Here is a 16,627-nt window from a genome sequence, read left to right as displayed (position 1 = left end):
CTTTTGAAGCATATCCTTTTTTTACACGATACAGACCTTTCGCTGCGCCGCGGGGCCGAGTTGACATTAAAGCAACTTATTTCCCTTGGCGAATCGAGAGGTTTTCGTGTTTCTTGCAATTCCGTTCAGGATTTTGATGATGTAAAACAGGCGATTTCAATTTCCGATTTTATAATCGTCAGCAGCACGTCGCGTTGTCCATTTGAAACGGAGTTGATCCGATTCCTCATCGACAGTAAAAAGCCGTATGCAAAGCTGGAATTCGACCATAATTTCTGCGCCAGGAGAACCATTTATTGTACCGTAGATCCGCGTTACAAGAATTGTTGCGAAACCGATAAGTTCCATGCGTATCGCGAACTTTCTGCAGGTTCGAAGATGAACTTCTTCCAATCGCCAAAGCATTACGAAAACCACAAACATTTTTACGGGGAAGCAATCGGGGCTTATCAATTGATGCCGCCAACGGTCGAGGTCGATCTGATCCAGGACAATCCGGAGAAACAGGAACATACTATTCCCTATTTTGGTGAATTAAGCCTGCTCAAAGGCGGAAATGCATTTGTAGATTATGCGATTGAAAATCCTCAAAGACGATTCGAAGTCTACGGAAAGAATAAACTGCAGCGCGAAATTCCACAGAATGTCTTTTTTATGGAATCGGTTCCGAATGAACAGGTTCTTGAAATTCTGGGCAAATCCAAATACTTTTTCTGCCAGCCGTATTGGCCGGAACCATCGGGAAGACTGGCTGCGGAAGCCTGGTTAAGCGGATGCGAGATTATCGCCAATGATCGTGTCGGGACGTTTTCGTATGATTTCTATCCGAATGATAAACAACGTGCCATTCGTGAAATGGAGGAAACGCCGGGAAAATTCTGGGACACGGTTGAAGGTTTGATTCCAGATGAACCGGCATCGGAACAAAATACGCTCGGAAACGTGCTTGTCCGCAAATCCTATGGCGGATTGGGCGATATTTTCTTTGTGATTCCGTCGCTTATCGTTTTAAAAAGCATTTCAGATAAAGTGACTTTTGCTGTTGAAAAGCGCCTGGTGGATTTTCTTCAGGCAAATATTCCCGATTTGATTTTCATCGACAGGAATGAAGCATCCAATTCAGATTTCGATCGTGTCATCGAGCTCGGGAATTGTCCTGCTTTCGGAAGACGCGAATATCCCGAACAACTCGATTACGTCACGCATAAAAAGGTGAAGCAACACGCCATTGGTCATTACGCCGATGCGATTGCCAAAATGCATCCGAATCCATCGGCGGTAAAACCATTTCCCTATTTCAACCGAACGCCGGATTTTGAAAACCCCTATTACACCATTCATCCGGGTGCGGGTTTTCTGCTGAAAATATGGCCGACAGAAAAATATGCCCAATTGATCCAGGATTTGCACAAAGAATTCCCGGGACTTCGCTGTAAAGTAATTGTTGGGCCAGATGATCCAAATCCTGTTGATTTCATGCAAGGCCAGCATGATTACATTGATTTGGTGACCGGTGGAATTGAAGATGTAGGTAATGCGATGTCCAAAGCATTATTCCATATTGGCAATGATGCCGGAATCACGCACGTTGCCGGAGCATATAATGTTCCCAGCGTCGGGATTTACGGCCCGACCGGTCCCGGTGCTTGGGGTTGTTTTTCGGAACAGACTGAAATCGTATGGGGGAAACCCGGAAATTGCGAATTGAGATGCAATTATGAAGTGATACTGGCCTGCGAACATCGGGTTTGTTTGTCATCTACGACAAGCAAGATGGTTATGGGCGCGGTTTTTAAATTGTTGCAGAAAACGTATCCGGAATTGGGCATCCAAAAAGTAATCAATCCTTCTTTGATTATTGAGAAATTGGAATCGGGTTGCGGACTGACGATTGACAATTCAAAGTTCGACCTCGAATTTACCAACGAATTCGCATCGGGTGAAGTGTATCAGATTCTGTCCGGAGATTTTTCCGATGCGTCAAAAAAACATCTTCGGCCGTTTGTCGACTTTCTATCGGAACAAAAAATTATCCTTGACATACCGAGTTTCCCAAAATAAAAAAGGCCACCAATCGGCAGCCTTCTTAACGTAACTTCTGTAACGAAATTAGCAAAACTCTTCGTAAGCGTCTTTAAGGTTTTCGGCAATCAGTTCCGCCGGTCGGCCCTCAATGTGGTGACGCTCTAACATATGCACCAATTCCCCGTTTTTGAACAAAGCCATACTTGGGGAAGATGGTGGGAACGGAAACATTTTTTCACGGGCTGCATCAACGGCTTCACGGTCAACGCCTGCAAAAACGGTTACCAAATGATCTGGTTTTTTGGAACCTTCAAGGCTCATTCTTGCTCCCGGACGTGCATTTCTCGCGGCGCATCCACAAACGGAATTTACCACGACCAATGTTGTCCCTTCTTGTCCGATTGCTTTTTCGACGGCATCGGCACTATATAATTCTTCAAAACCAGCGGTGGAAAGTTCCGCGCGCATAGGTTGTACAAGATCTGCTGGATACATAAAATTTATGCTAAAGTTAGAGTGCAAAGATAGGGGAATGAATAATTAACGATTAATAATTAACAATTAGATGTGCAGATGATACCATCAGCTGTAGTTATCACAGTCTGAATGAGCAGCCCAACGAGATATAATAATCGGGCGCAAGTTCGGTTAATCCTACTCCGGCTGAGGCATCGATCATGAAATCGTTCGATATCAAATAAGTGAATCCGCCGTCGGCACTGTGGTAAGTGGTACTTTCCTCTGGGGCGAATCCAAATACTTCCGCGTAGCATCCTAGTTTTTCTGATATCGAATAGCCCGCGGTCAAGGTGTAGATAAAAGTCGCATCGGGCACATTTCCGTCCCATTCGGCACCTAGATTATAGCCAAGGCTGAAATCGTCCGACAAGGTGTGCTGCATGGTAAACCGGAACAACGCGGCATAATGTTCGGCTTTGAATTCCTTCGAGGCCAGATCCGGAAGCTGTAAATGTGCGATGATCGAGGTTTTTGGAATGATGCCGTTTTCCTCAAGCAATTTCGCTTTGAAACCAACTTTTACAGGAGCCAAACCTGTTGTGGTCGTTTGTGGATTCTTCTGGGTTTCCAACTCAGTAATCAACCGAAGCTCGAAGTTTTCATTGACGCCGTATTTCCATAAAACGGTGGGTGTGACAAAACTTTCTTCGTCTGAATTCGCTTTCTCATATACAAAACCGGTTTCGGCCTGGAACATTCCTTTTGGTACAATGGCAGGTGTTTCGGTTTGATCCGGTCTATCGGCTTCAATAGGTTCAGGTTTTTCCGGCTCCTGGGCAAATGCATAGAAGGGGAACAATATAAATGAGGCAAAAAACAGGCGGGCCATAGTTTTATTTTTAGACAAATCTAAAAATTTATTTTGTTCAATTGAAAATTTAATTAGTTTTGTGTTGCAAAAAATAAAATCATGTCATCAAAATCGCTCGAAGAAGTACACGAATCGATATCGACCCAGAATAAAACGTCCGGGTTCAAAAAGATACTGGCGTTTTTAGGGCCGGCTTACCTGATCAGCGTCGGGTATATGGATCCAGGCAACTGGGCGACTGATATTGCCGGCGGAAGCCAATTCGGGTATTCGTTGCTTTGGGTATTGCTGATGAGTAACATCATGGCACTTTTGCTTCAAAGCCTGAGTGCGCGGCTTGGTATCGTTACCCAACTCGATTTGGCCCAGGCTTCACGCGAAACGTATTCAAAAGGTATCAATTATATCTTATATTTCCTAGCTGAAATAGCGATTGCCGCCTGTGATCTGGCCGAAGTACTCGGAATGGCCATCGGGCTTAACTTATTATTCGATATTCCGTTGCTTCACGGTGTTTTCATTACCGTACTCGATACCTTCCTGTTGCTGTTCCTCATCAATAAAGGCATGCGGAAAATGGAAGCATTCATCATTGCGTTGGTTGCCATCATTGGGTTTTCGTTCGTATTTGAAATGATCTTTGCACAACCGGAACTTCCGAAGGTTTTTGCCGGGTTGATTCCATCGATACCGAATGAAAATGCACTCTATATAGCAATCGGTATTATCGGAGCGACCGTGATGCCGCATAATCTTTATTTGCATTCCTCATTGGTCCAGACGCGAAAATTCGACCGTAATATTTCCGGTGTCAGGCAAGCCATCAAATACAATTTCCTCGATTCGGTCATCGCCCTGAACCTTGCCTTTTTTGTCAATGCCGCAATCCTGATATTGGCTGCCGCTACTTTTTACAAAAACGGCATGTTTGAAATTGCCGAAATCCAGGACGCGCATCGATTCCTTGAGCCGTTGCTCGGAACCAAATTCGCCCCGATTTTATTCGCTGTAGCACTTATTGCAGCTGGACAAAGTTCTACCGTGACCGGAACATTGGCCGGACAGATTATCATGGAAGGTTACCTGAATTTGCGTATCCGTCCGTGGGTCCGACGCATTATGACACGCCTTTTGGCGATTGTTCCGGCTGTGGTCACCATATCTGTTTTTGGAGAAGGCGTAACCGGAAAACTGCTCATTTTAAGCCAGGTCATCCTGAGTTTGCAGCTTGGATTCGCCATTATCCCGCTGATCCATTTTGTCAGCGACAAGACCCGGATGAAAGGGTTCCATATCAACAAACCGACACAGATTGCCGCGTGGGCTATTGCACTCGTCATCGTCGGGTTAAATGCAAGGCTGGTTTACGGCGAATTGCGCGACTGGCTTTCATCGTCACCGAATGCTACGTTGCTTTGGTTTACAGTTGTGCCGATAACTGTGTTTTTTGCCTTGTTGCTGTTGTATATCGTGATCCGTCCGTTTGTGGTCAAACCGAAAGAGCATATCTACAACCACAGTCCACATAATCTCAAACTGGAATTCAACCAAAGCGCGGGTCTCAAAGCACAGAAAATTGCTGTCACGGTCGATTTTTCAAGTGCCGATGAAGGTGCGCTCAACCATGCGTTTTCCATTGGCGGAAACCAGGCACATTACACCTTGATACATGTGGTTGAAACCGTCGGGGCCATGATGTATGGGGAACAGACTGTAGACCATGAAACATCTGTCGATGAAAAATTATTAGCCGAATATGATATTATGCTGACTGAAAAAGGATACGACATCGAAACCAGACTCGGTTACGGAGAACCCGGAAAAGGCATCCCTAAAATAGTCAACGAAGGCGATTTTGACATGCTTGTCATGGGAACACATGGGCATTCCGGCCTCAAAGACCTTATCTTTGGTACAACCGTAGACAAGGTACGACACGGCATTTCCATTCCGTTGATGATTGTACGCGATTAACCAAAAGTTGCATTGATGAAACCGATGACTTTTTCCGAAGAGAATTATCTCAAGACCATCTATCACCTCATGAGCTTGCACCCGGAAGGCGTGAGCACGAATTCCATTGCCGATAAAATGGAAACCAAGGCTTCATCGGTAACCGATATGCTTAAGAAACTATCCGAGAAGAATCTGGTTTCCTATAAACGATACCAAGGTGTCTTACTGACAGATTCGGGTTTGCATGAGGCCAAGATGATTGTGCGTAAACACCGGCTGTGGGAAGTTTTTTTGGTCGAACATCTCGATTTCAAATGGGATGAGGTCCACGATATAGCCGAACAACTCGAGCACATCCAGTCTGAAAAACTGATTGACCGGCTTGCCGATTTTTTGGGGAATCCGACCCAGGATCCGCACGGTGACCCAATTCCGGATGCCGACGGCAAGATCGCAAAAACCGAAAAGCAATTGTTATCGGAACTCAAAGTAGGGGAGAAAGCGATTTGCGTAGGCGTTAAGGACAGCTCGTCCGAATTCCTTAAATATCTGGATAAACAACAAATTTCACTTGGAACAACGATAGAAGTTTTGGAAAAGGAAGATTTCGATCAGTCGCTTCACATCCGAACCAAACAAGGTGAAGTTGTGGTTTCCCAAAAAATTGCCGGGAATTTGTTTGTGCGTAAAGGTTAGATTTTCCTAATAAACTACATCTCTTTTTCCTTGCCTTCTTCAAAGAAATTCACCCAGAAAAACTGATTCGGGTCAAGGCCGAGTTCGGTAAACCTGGTTTGGAGCACGGCAATCCTTTTCTCGCTGTCGGCATCTGAAAGTTTAAGGAATTCAACAAAATGTTCCAGGCTTTCAAACCGGAAACTCAGTTTGGTATTGAGCGAATAGGCGGTGATCCGGTAATCGAATTTCTTTCCTGTTTCCGGATTGGATTCGGGAATCTGATGGAAGCCTTGCTTGATAAGGGCGTCGAGGATGTGAGAATAATCGGCAGTCATAAATTCGATTTGCAGATTGAATATAGTGAAATATTCGGTTCTGCCAATTTACATCATGCAAAAAAGCCTTCCCGAAAGAAGGCTTTAATTGATGTTCGTGTTGTGTTACCAGATTTTCACGCGATCTGCCGGAGCAAGATACAAGGAATCTCCTGGTTTTACATTAAAGGCATCATACCATTCCGGCGTGTTTCTCACGATTCCGTTGACACGGAAATGTGCCGGTGCATGCGGATCTGAAGCGACCTGTGTACGTAATGCTTCCTCGCGTTGCTTGACAAGCCACGATTGTGCGTATCCGATAAAGAAACGCTGTTCGCCTGTCATACCTTCGATTTTTGGTGACGGTTTTCCGCCAAGGCTGATTTTGTATGCCTTGAAAGCAATCGCCAATCCGCCCAAATCGCCAATGTTTTCGCCAAGTGTAAACGCACCATTCACATTTAGATCCGGGAAAACCTTGAAGCTGCTGTATTGTTTTACAAGTGCGCCCGTGCGTTGTTCGAACGCTTTTTTGTCGGCTTCCGTCCACCAGTTGCGAAGTACGCCGTTTCCATCGAATGTGCTTCCCTGATCGTCGAATCCGTGTCCGATTTCGTGACCGATAACTGCCCCGATGCTTCCATAGTTGACCGCGTCATCTGCAGTCAAATCAAAGAATGGCGGTTGCAATATGGCTGCCGGGAATACGATTTCATTAAGTGACGGATTGTAGTAGGCATTTACGGTTTGAGGTGTCATTCCCCATTCGGTCTTGTCTACTTTTTTACCGAGTTTGTCAAGCATGCGGTTGTATTCGAATTCGTACGAACGCTGCATGTTCCCGAATAGATCATCCTTTTTCACCGTGAGTTTGCTGTAATCTCTCCAATGATCCGGATAACCGATTTTAGGCGTGAATTTCGACAATTTGTCCAATGCTTCTTTCTTGGTTTCAGGTGTCATCCAAGTTAGTTCCTTTATGCTGGCTTCGTATGCTTTGAGCAGGTTTTTGACGAGTTCAGACATACGCTCCTTAGCTTCGGGCGTAAAATGTTTTTTGACATATTGTTCCCCGACGACCTCACCAAGATTGTTGTTTACAGCTCCAACGGCACGTCTCCACGATTCGCGTTGTTTGGTGGTTCCGCTGAGTACTTTACCATAGAAATTGAAATTTTCGTTGTCAAGATTGGCTGACAGATAAGTCGCGTTGTCATGGATAGCGCCCCATTTAAGCCAGGTCTTCCACACTTCGAGCGGCGTGGTCCTTATAATGTCGTACACTTTGGAAATGTAACTTGGTTGTGCAAGGATGATTTTTTTCTGTCCGCCAAATCCCGATTCTTTAAGGAAGCCGGTCCAGTCGAAACCCGGTGAAAGCTTGTCGAGTGCAGCCAGATCAAAAACATTATACATTTTAGTGGCATCACGCGTTTCTTCTTTTTTGACATGGTTCGATGCGATACGGGTTTCGAGTGCCAGGATTTCTTTTGCCTTGAGTTCCGGTTCAGCAATGTTCGCAAGCTTGAGCATGGAAGCTACATGTTGTTCATATTTAACGCGGATTTCCTTTGACTTTGCATCCTGGAGCATATAATATTCGCGCTCTGGAAGACTCAAGCCGCCTTGCCATACGAAAGCCATATAAGTCGTCGGGTCTTTGAAATCTTCAGTAACCTGGATACTGAACGGTGCCGATAAACCTGCTTTGTTCGCCTTTCCGAAAAATGCAGGCAATTCCGTGACATTCGTAATCGCGTCAATCTGGTCGAAAATAGGTTTAAGCGGAGTGATTCCTTTTGCATCCCGTGTTTTCTGATCCATGTAAGAATTGTAGAAATCGCCTATTTTTTGTTCGTTGGAACCTTCTTTGGCGTTTGATTTCGCAGCTTCTTCAATGATGGATTTTACATTGGCCTGGGCTTCATCGTCAAGAATCGCATCGACCCCGAACGATGATTTATCGGACGGGATTTTGTTTTTCTTCATCCATCCGCCATTTACATAAGCGTCAAAATCATCACCCGGCTTGACAAGGGTGTCCATATTTTGTTTGATGATTCCGGAAGTCAGTTCGTGCTTTTCCTCTTTTTTGCACGATGATAATAATAAGGTAGTAAGTGTTGGGACAAGTAGAAGTACTTTGTGTCTTTTCATGAAATTTGGTTTTGTTATGCAAATAGCCTTCAAATATAAAATTATGGCGCGGAGTGTTTGTCCCTGATCGAATAAAAATGTTACGATAAATTAACATTCAACCCATTAAAAAATAGATTATTGGAATTTCAATGCGATTTTTTTATAAATTGGACGGAAACAAAAACCTCTTAATTATGAAATCTATCACAAAATCGCTTACCGTCCTTGCATTGGCATTGATGCTTTCCGGAACCGTATTTTCCTGCAAGAGCAAAGAAGGAATGGAAGAACCTGCTGCAACCGATACGACAACAGTTGACACCACAACAGCAGCTACACCAGAGCCTGCAGCTGCTCCGGCTACTACAGATACAGTGGCAAAAGACACTACTGCTGCTCCGGCGAAATAATATCGATTCCCTTATCCGGGATTTATATTAAAATTTTTTAATTCAGGGTGTGATAAACAGATGTTGGTAAAAATAGCTGTCACACCCTTTATTTTTTGACCGACTAATCCTTTAAAGACATAATTTTTTTAATTTTGCCTCATCAAATCAGGGGTAGGATTAATATTTTGAATTTATGAAGAAGCTGGAAAAACGTTGGATCATTTCTTTCGCAATCATTACAATTGTTTCCATTACAGGTGTTTTCTGGCCAGAAGCCGCTCCTGATACAACAGGCCAGTTCGGAACCACCGATCAGATCGTAACCGCCGATGTCGCCTGGTTATTGACAGCTTCAAGCCTTGTGCTTCTCATGACACCCGGACTGTCGTTTTTTTACGGCGGCATGGTCGGCAAAAAGAACATCATTTCTACCATGTTACAAAGTTTCATCTGCCTTGGCGTGGTGACGCTTTTATGGGTCGTAGTTGCTTTTAGCCTTTCATTCGGCGACCCGATCGGGATTACCATCGATGGAAAATTCTACAGTTTTTTTGGCGATCCGCGCAGCTTTGCATTTATGGATCATGTAGGGCTTTTGCCTCATAACAAAATGGCATCGACCATTCCATTTATGCTGTTTGCGTTGTTCCAGATGAAATTCGCAGTGATAACACCTGCTATCATTACCGGATCTTTCGCCGAACGCGTTCGTTTCATTTCCTTTTTACTCTTTATCTGTCTATTTACCTTATTCATATATGCACCGCTTTGCCATTCGGTCTGGCATCCGAGCGGAATCCTCGGAACTTATTTTGGCGTCAAGGATTTTGCGGGCGGAACCGTAGTCCATATGAGTGCCGGTTTTGCAGCGTTGGCCGGAGCGATTGTTTTGGGCAAACGCAAAAATTCACGCCACATTCCAACCAACATTCCTTTTGTGCTTTTGGGTACGGGAATGCTTTGGTTCGGCTGGTTCGGATTCAACGCCGGATCTGCTTTGGCGGCAAACGGAACGGCTGCGATGGCTTTTGCCACCACCACCACGGCATCAGCTGCGGCTATGTTGACGTGGCTCTTTTTTGAAAGGCTCAACGGCCGTAAAGTATCGGCTATGGGCGCTTGTGTGGGCGCTGTCGTCGGATTGGTTGCCATTACACCGGCAGCCGGTTATGTGAGCGTTCCCCAGAGTATTTTCTTCGGATTCATTACTGCCATCGTTTCAAACAAAGTGCTTACGTCGAAATACATGCAGAAGATAGACGATACATTAGATGTTTTTGCCTGCCATGGTGTCGGTGGCATCATGGGAATGATCCTGACCGCGATTTTTGCCCAGGGAGAAAATGCGAGCCTGTTGCACGGCGGATGGAACGTGTTCGCTCATCACATGATGGCACTCGTACTGGTATCTGTTTTCACCTTTTTCGGGGCGTGGATTTTATTTAAAGTCACCAACTATTTCATCCCGCTGCGGGTTTCGGAAGATTCAGAACATTTAGGCCTCGACCTTTCGCAACATGATGAATCCATAGACAATTCAAAGCCGGAACCATTGGGTTATATGAACCTGATGCAGAACGGCTGACCGTAAATCATAAGCCATGTGATTCCCGTATCTTACTTGTTGAGGTACGGGATTTTTTTGGACTGAAAACGAAAACATATTCATTTAACACCCGAGGCTTTAGCAGAACTGAGCGAAGCTAAAAAGTACATTTTTTCTGTACCTCTTATTACCGCGGATTTTTTAGGGATACCATCGGCCCCTTCCCTATGACAAGGTATGGATTGCCAAAATAGGTTGATTACAGAAAAACTGCCTGAATTGTTAAATCTCTGTAGTAATTTTCTATTACCGTTCGCATTAATTATGCTTATCTTGTCCAAAAAACTATGCGATACCTACTTCTTTTTCTGGTCCTGATTCCAACAGCTTTATTGTCACAAAAAGCCGAAATCACCAAAACCCTTGACGCATGGCTCAAAGCCGCTGCCGATGCACAGTTCGATGCCTATTTTGATTCGATGTCAACAGATGCGATATTTATTGGGACAGATGCCACCGAAAATTGGAATGTCAACGAATTCAAAGCCTTTTCAAAACCCTATTTCGACAAAGGAAAAGCATGGAGTTTCACATCTCTTGAGCGTCATATTTTTTTAAGTAACGACGAAAAGATGGCTTGGTTCGATGAACTTCTGGATACTCAAATGGGCCTTTGTCGTGGTTCGGGCGTATTGCGGTTGGAAAACGGAAAATGGAAAATTGCACATTATGTGTTGTCCATGACGATTCCGAATGACAAGGTTAAAGAAGCCATTTCGATAAAGAAATCCCTCGAAGAAAAGCAGACATTGGATTTACGCCAGAAAAAATAAGGGACGTTCCCGAGTTTCCCAGTCTGCTTTTTTGTGTACAATAACGAAAGGCGCGAAAAACAGGCAACAAGGGTGTTTACAGAGATTGCTGTCGCGTGAGGGATGAAGGCATTTTTGTTTGAGCTCACCGTTGTAGCGCAGCGGAAACGGTAGCGAGTGCCGACAGCCCGACGGCGGCAAGAATAAAGTCAATCGCAAAACGGAAGTTACCAGCCGCCGGCACGCCCCAAAAAAGCTATTTCAAATGATCAAGCATATCGCTGGTCATGTTATCGAGGTCAAAATCGTGTTTCCAACCCCAGTCTTTCCTCGCTTCGGAATCATCTATCGAAGCGGGCCACGAATCGGCGATTTTTTGGCGGAAATCCGGTTTGTAGGTAATTTCAAATTCCGGAATGTGTTTTTTGATTTCACCGGCGATTTGTTCCGGATTGAAACTGATCGCGGCTAAATTATAGGAAGATCGGATTTTGATATTTTCCGCCGGAGCTTCCATGATGGAGATAGTCGCGCGAATGGCATCGTCCATGTACATCATCGGGAGTTCGGTTTCTTCAGACAGGAAACATTCGTATTTGCCGTCTGACAATGCTTTGTGATAAATATCGACGGCATAATCAGTAGTGCCTCCGCCGGGTGGAGTCGACCACGAAATCAGGCCCGGATACCGGATGCTGCGGACATCGACGCCATAAATATGGTTGTAATATTCGCACCAGCGTTCACCGCATTGCTTGGAAATCCCATAAACGGTTGATGGTTCCATGACCGTGTATTGAGGCGTTTGATGCTTTGGTGTCGTGGGCCCGAAAACGGCGATGCTCGATGGCCAGAATATTTTTTTGATTTTTCCGGCTTTGGCCAGATTGAGTACATGGAACAGCGAATTCATATTTAAATCCCAGGCGAAGGCCGGATTTTTTTCGGCGGTTGCAGACAGCAAAGCGGCCATGAGATAGACTTCTTCAATGTGGTATTGTTCGACGATATGTTCGATCTGGTTGAAATCGAGTGCGTTGACTACTTCAAAAAGACCGTTGTTGACAATGTCATTATTGAGTTTGCGGATATCGGACGCGATGACATTTTCCTCACCGTATTTCTCGCGTAGTTTGTGTGTAAGCTCGGTGCCGATTTGGCCACAGGCTCCAATAATCAGAATTTTGGGCATAGTGCAGAAGATTAAATAAAGGGCAAAAAATTGCCGACTTTTAAACAAAGATAGATTGGTTTTGCGAACTTCTTTACGAGAGTTAATAATTCCTGTTTGTTTGTGGGAATTTGTCGGTTCGTACTTAAATTTGCGTCACTATTCCAACCCGATGCTTAGAAAGACATTATCCCTGGTTTTTTTCATGATGCTACTGATATCCTGCAAAGACGATCAGCAAGAGCAAATCCAGTTGAAGGAAGCCAAAAAGAAAGAGCAGATTTTTTCTGAGGTCAATGCACATTGGAAATTCAATTCCACCCCTATAAATCCTTCATCACAGCAACTTACGGCGACCTGGGCGCCCTGGCGGGATTTGCTTCGGGAGCTTTCGCAAAAACCGCAGAGCAGTATTGAAGCATTCCAGAAAAAATCAGAAGTGCTTTCGGCAAAGGCGCTTGAATTACCGGCCCAGCTTCCGTCCCAGTATGCAAAACCGGAGGTCCGAAGCCGTATTTCGGTGTTGACGGCACGTATCAATGCACTAAATCTGTTCCTGCACCTTGACGATATTCCGGCCAAAAAAGTCAATACGGAAGTCGACGCCATAAATGCATCGCTTATCTCGCTCCAGATGCAATTCGATGAGATTGTACGCAAATCTAAAATCCCAACCGAACAGGGAGAAGCAGATATGATCCGGATGCTTGATACCACAAGAGCTGTTCCGACCGGTGGCGTATTCCCTTCGTCTTCAACACCACCTGCACCTGTGCAAAACCGGGCTTTACAAACGCCACCGCCGTCACAATTGAACAGAAAACCAGGCATGATGATCGACAGGCGTAAAAAATTACAAGAGCGTCAATGATCGAAACTCTTATCACCAAATACGATTCTTCCGCACCGATCTCGCGAATGGCATCGGCAATCAAACCCGGCGCAAAAATCCAGGCAAACGGATTGGTCGCATCGAGCCTGTCATTTGTATTGCGTTCACTATTCAAAAAGACCGAAAAACCGTTTTTGTTCATCGCAACTGAAAAAGAGGAAGCGGCGTATTTTTTAAACGATCTTGAGCAATTGATAGGCGAGGAAGACGTATTGTTTTTCCCCGGATCGTACCGCAGGCCTTATCAGATTGAAGAAACCGATAACGCCAGTGTGTTGCTTCGGGCCGAAGTGCTCAACAGAATCAATTCGCGGAAAAAACCAGCCTTTATCGTTTCCTATCCCGAGGCAATTTTCGAGAAGGTCGTTACACGCAAAGAACTTGAGAAAAATACACTCAAGATTGCTGTCGGCGACCAGATTTCAATTGACTTTATCAATGAAGTGCTTCACGAATATGAATTCAGAAGAGTTGATTTCATCACCGAACCGGGTGAATTTTCGGTTCGCGGCGGAATCATCGATGTGTTTTCCTTTTCGAACGACAATCCATACCGGATCGAATTCTTCGGTAATGAAGTAGACAGTATCCGAAGCTTTGATGTAGAGACGCAACTGTCGATCGAAAAGAAGAAAAAGATTACGATTATCCCGAATGTTGAGAATAAATTCTTCGAGGAAAACCGACAGAATTTTCTGGATTACATAGGCGATTCGACGGTTCTCGTTTTGCAGGATGCATCGATTACGTTATCGAAACTCGCCACATCCTTCGAGAAGGCAAAGGAAATTTTTGCTTCGCTTGATTCGACTATAAAACACCTGGAACCGAAGCAATTGTTCGTCGATAGCAAAGAATTTTTGCATAAGGCGGAACTTTTTGCCGTGATCGAAACCGGTTTGCAACCCGTGTTTGAACCGTCATTACAGACGTCTTTTCATACCCGGCCTCAACCGGCGTTCAACAAGCAATTCGATTTGTTGCTCAATGATCTGGCCGACAATCATTCGAACGGGATGCGCAACTTTTTGTGCTGTTCCAATGAAGCCCAGGCCAAGCGGTTCGACGATATTTTTGCCTCGATGGATGAATCGGGAAATTCCAATATCCATAATACATACGAAACGGTCGTGATGCCGTTGTATCAGGGTTTCATTGACGAGGAATTGCAGATTGCATGTTACACAGACCACCAGATTTTTGAACGATACCACAAGTTCAGCATCAAGAACGGTTATTCCAAAAAGCAGAACCTGACGCTCAAGGAATTGAATTCATTGTCGGTTGGTGATTATGTGACACACATCGATCACGGCATCGGGAAATTCGGCGGGTTGCAGAAAATCCAGGTTGAAGGCAAGACACAGGAAGCGATTAAGTTGGTGTATGCCGATAACGACATCGTCTACGTTTCCATCCATTCACTTCACAAAATTTCGAAATATAACGGCAAAGACGGAGCGCCGCCAAAAATCTATAAACTAGGTTCGGGTGCATGGAAAGCACTGAAGCAGAAAACCAAAGCCCGTGTCAAGAACATCGCCTTCAACCTGATCCAACTGTATGCTAAGCGCCGTTTGGAAAAGGGCTATCAATACAATCCGGACAGTTACCTGCAACTCGAACTCGAATCGTCATTCATCTATGAAGATACGCCGGATCAGACCAAAGCGACACAGGACGTCAAAGCCGATATGGAAAGCGAACGCCCGATGGACCGACTGGTTTGCGGGGACGTTGGTTTCGGAAAAACGGAGGTCGCAATCCGTGCCGCTTTCAAGGCCGTCGACAATGGGAAACAGGTTGCGGTTTTGGTTCCGACTACAATTCTCGCGTATCAGCATTACCGGACTTTTTCAGAGCGATTGAAAGAAATGCCTGTTTCGATTGGCTATCTGAACCGGTTCCGGTCTGCGAAGGAAAAAACACAGACGCTAAAAGATCTGGCCGAGGGAAAACTCGACATCATCATCGGCACGCACCAGCTGGTCAATAAAAATGTCCAGTTCAAGGATTTGGGCTTGCTGATTGTGGACGAGGAACAGAAATTCGGTGTCAACGTCAAAGACAAACTAAAGACCTTAGGCGCCAACATCGATACATTGACACTTACCGCAACCCCGATTCCGAGGACGTTGCAATTTTCTTTGATGGCAGCCCGGGATTTGTCGGTCATCACCACACCTCCGCCGAATCGCTATCCGATAGAAACGCAGATTGTCGGTTTCAATGAAGAACTTATAAGGGATGCGGTTTCGTATGAAATCCAGCGCAACGGACAGGTTTTCTTTATAAACAACCGAATCGAAAACATACGCGAAGTAGCGGGAATGATCCAGCGATTGGTGCCACAGGCGAGAATCGGGATAGGGCACGGGCAGATGGAAGGAAAGAAACTCGAAGAACTGATGCTTGGTTTCATGAACGGTGAATTCGATGTTCTGGTTGCCACCACGATTATAGAAAGCGGTCTCGATGTTCCGAATGCGAATACGATTTTTATCAACAATGCCAATAATTTCGGGCTCTCCGATTTGCATCAGATGCGGGGTAGAGTTGGGCGAAGCAACAAAAAGGCATTCTGTTATTTTATAGCGCCTCCTTTTTCCGCCATGACCGACGATGCCCGCAAAAGGCTTCATGCGCTGGCCCAATACAGCGAACTCGGCAGCGGTTTCAACATTGCGATGAAGGATTTGGAAATTCGCGGCGCAGGTGATTTGCTCGGTGGCGAACAAAGCGGTTTCATCAACGACATCGGTTTTGAAACCTATCAGAAAATCATGAACGAGGCCATAGAAGAGCTCAAGGAAAACGAGTTCAGGGATTTGTATCAGGAAGTCGATGACCAGACAGAAAAGGAATATGTCAAAGACATCCAGATCGATTCCGATTTTGAATTGCTGTTCCCGGATGAATACATCAATACGGTTTCCGAAAGGCTGATCCTGTACAACGAACTAAGCCAGATCAAGGATGAAGAAGCGTTGTTTTTGTATGAAAAACGGCTCGTGGATCGTTTCGGACCACTTCCGGTGCAGGCAAACGCGTTGCTCAATAGCATGCGCATAAAATGGATTGCATCAAAACTCGGTATGGAGAAACTGGTGATGAAACAGGGCAAGATGATCGCTTATTTTATTTCGGACCACGATTCTGCATTCTATCAATCGGCACATTTTGATAAAGTGCTCCAGTTTGCCCAGCGGAATCCACAACTCGGTCGGATGAAGGAAAAACAGACGGCTAACGGATTGCGATTGTTGTTCACGTTTGAAAACGTCAAGTCTGTCAAAACTGCTTTGGATCTGATGCAGAAAATGTGGGGTTCGCACACTCCTGCTTAAAATGAAAAAGCCCCTCTTTCGA

At 45.0% G+C, this 16,627-nt stretch carries 13 protein-coding genes; 8 read left to right on the top strand and 5 right to left on the bottom strand.

Annotated elements, in window-relative coordinates:
- The first annotated feature begins 3 nt into the window (after positions 1 to 3).
- A complete protein-coding gene (locus G6047_RS09675) occupies positions 4 to 2,061 on the top strand; it encodes a glycosyltransferase family 9 protein (protein WP_169527409.1) in 2,058 nt (685 codons plus the stop codon).
- Positions 2,062 to 2,109: 48 nt separating this feature from the next.
- Here G6047_RS09675 and G6047_RS09670 read toward each other — a convergent pair whose 3' ends face one another.
- On the bottom strand, positions 2,110 to 2,520 hold the full coding sequence (locus tag G6047_RS09670; protein WP_169527408.1) for a BrxA/BrxB family bacilliredoxin: 411 nt from the start codon (positions 2,518 to 2,520) through the stop codon (positions 2,110 to 2,112).
- Positions 2,521 to 2,620: 100 nt separating this feature from the next.
- Positions 2,621 to 3,373 (bottom strand): transporter, encoded by a 753-nt coding sequence (locus G6047_RS09665; protein ID WP_169527407.1) that lies wholly within the window; start codon positions 3,371 to 3,373, stop codon positions 2,621 to 2,623.
- A gap of 81 nt (positions 3,374 to 3,454) precedes the next feature.
- Between G6047_RS09665 and G6047_RS09660 the strand changes: the two genes are divergently transcribed.
- Together G6047_RS09660 and G6047_RS09655 are read left to right on the top strand one after the other, a co-directional pair.
- Positions 3,455 to 5,329 carry an Nramp family divalent metal transporter gene (locus G6047_RS09660; protein WP_169527406.1) on the top strand — a complete coding sequence of 625 codons (1,875 nt, stop codon included), beginning with the start codon at positions 3,455 to 3,457 and terminating at the stop codon, positions 5,327 to 5,329.
- 24 nt (positions 5,330 to 5,353) lie between these two features.
- Entirely contained in the window at positions 5,354 to 6,007 is a 654-nt protein-coding gene (locus G6047_RS09655) for a metal-dependent transcriptional regulator (RefSeq protein WP_169527565.1), read from the top strand.
- Positions 6,008 to 6,021: 14 nt separating this feature from the next.
- Here G6047_RS09655 and G6047_RS09650 read toward each other — a convergent pair whose 3' ends face one another.
- Together G6047_RS09650 and G6047_RS09645 are read right to left on the bottom strand one after the other, a co-directional pair.
- Positions 6,022 to 6,324, bottom strand: coding sequence for a hypothetical protein (locus tag G6047_RS09650; RefSeq protein WP_169527405.1), 303 nt, complete (start codon positions 6,322 to 6,324; stop codon positions 6,022 to 6,024).
- Between the two features lie 105 nt (positions 6,325 to 6,429).
- Positions 6,430 to 8,463 (bottom strand): M13 family metallopeptidase, encoded by a 2,034-nt coding sequence (locus G6047_RS09645; RefSeq protein WP_169527404.1) that lies wholly within the window; start codon positions 8,461 to 8,463, stop codon positions 6,430 to 6,432.
- A gap of 176 nt (positions 8,464 to 8,639) precedes the next feature.
- On the opposite strand from G6047_RS09645, the gene G6047_RS09640 reads away from it, so the two are divergent.
- The 3 genes from G6047_RS09640 (at position 8,640) to G6047_RS09630 (ending at position 11,216) form a co-directional block, all read left to right on the top strand.
- Complete coding sequence (locus tag G6047_RS09640) at positions 8,640 to 8,855, top strand: hypothetical protein (RefSeq protein WP_169527403.1); 216 nt, start codon at positions 8,640 to 8,642, stop codon at positions 8,853 to 8,855.
- Positions 8,856 to 9,030: 175 nt separating this feature from the next.
- Positions 9,031 to 10,422 (top strand): ammonium transporter, encoded by a 1,392-nt coding sequence (locus tag G6047_RS09635; RefSeq protein ID WP_169527402.1) that lies wholly within the window; start codon positions 9,031 to 9,033, stop codon positions 10,420 to 10,422.
- A gap of 308 nt (positions 10,423 to 10,730) precedes the next feature.
- Positions 10,731 to 11,216: a nuclear transport factor 2 family protein gene (locus G6047_RS09630; protein ID WP_169527401.1), complete on the top strand. Its 486-nt coding sequence runs from the start codon at positions 10,731 to 10,733 to the stop codon at positions 11,214 to 11,216.
- Between the two features lie 235 nt (positions 11,217 to 11,451).
- On the opposite strand, the gene G6047_RS09625 is transcribed toward G6047_RS09630, so the two are convergent.
- Entirely contained in the window at positions 11,452 to 12,387 is a 936-nt protein-coding gene (locus G6047_RS09625; RefSeq protein ID WP_169527400.1) for an L-threonine 3-dehydrogenase, read from the bottom strand.
- 184 nt (positions 12,388 to 12,571) lie between these two features.
- On the opposite strand from G6047_RS09625, the gene G6047_RS09620 reads away from it, so the two are divergent.
- Entirely contained in the window at positions 12,572 to 13,237 is a 666-nt protein-coding gene (locus G6047_RS09620; RefSeq protein WP_169527399.1) for a hypothetical protein, read from the top strand.
- A gap of 47 nt (positions 13,238 to 13,284) precedes the next feature.
- Complete coding sequence (mfd, locus tag G6047_RS09615; RefSeq protein WP_394352502.1) at positions 13,285 to 16,605, top strand: transcription-repair coupling factor; 3,321 nt, start codon at positions 13,285 to 13,287, stop codon at positions 16,603 to 16,605.
- Positions 16,606 to 16,627: the final 22 nt, after the last annotated feature.

This window comes from Flavobacterium silvaticum, assembly GCF_012911565.1.
Taxonomy (GTDB): domain Bacteria; phylum Bacteroidota; class Bacteroidia; order Flavobacteriales; family Flavobacteriaceae; genus Flavobacterium; species Flavobacterium silvaticum.
Note: the sequence above shows the minus strand (reverse complement) of the source record. Positions and strands in the feature narration are given on the sequence as shown.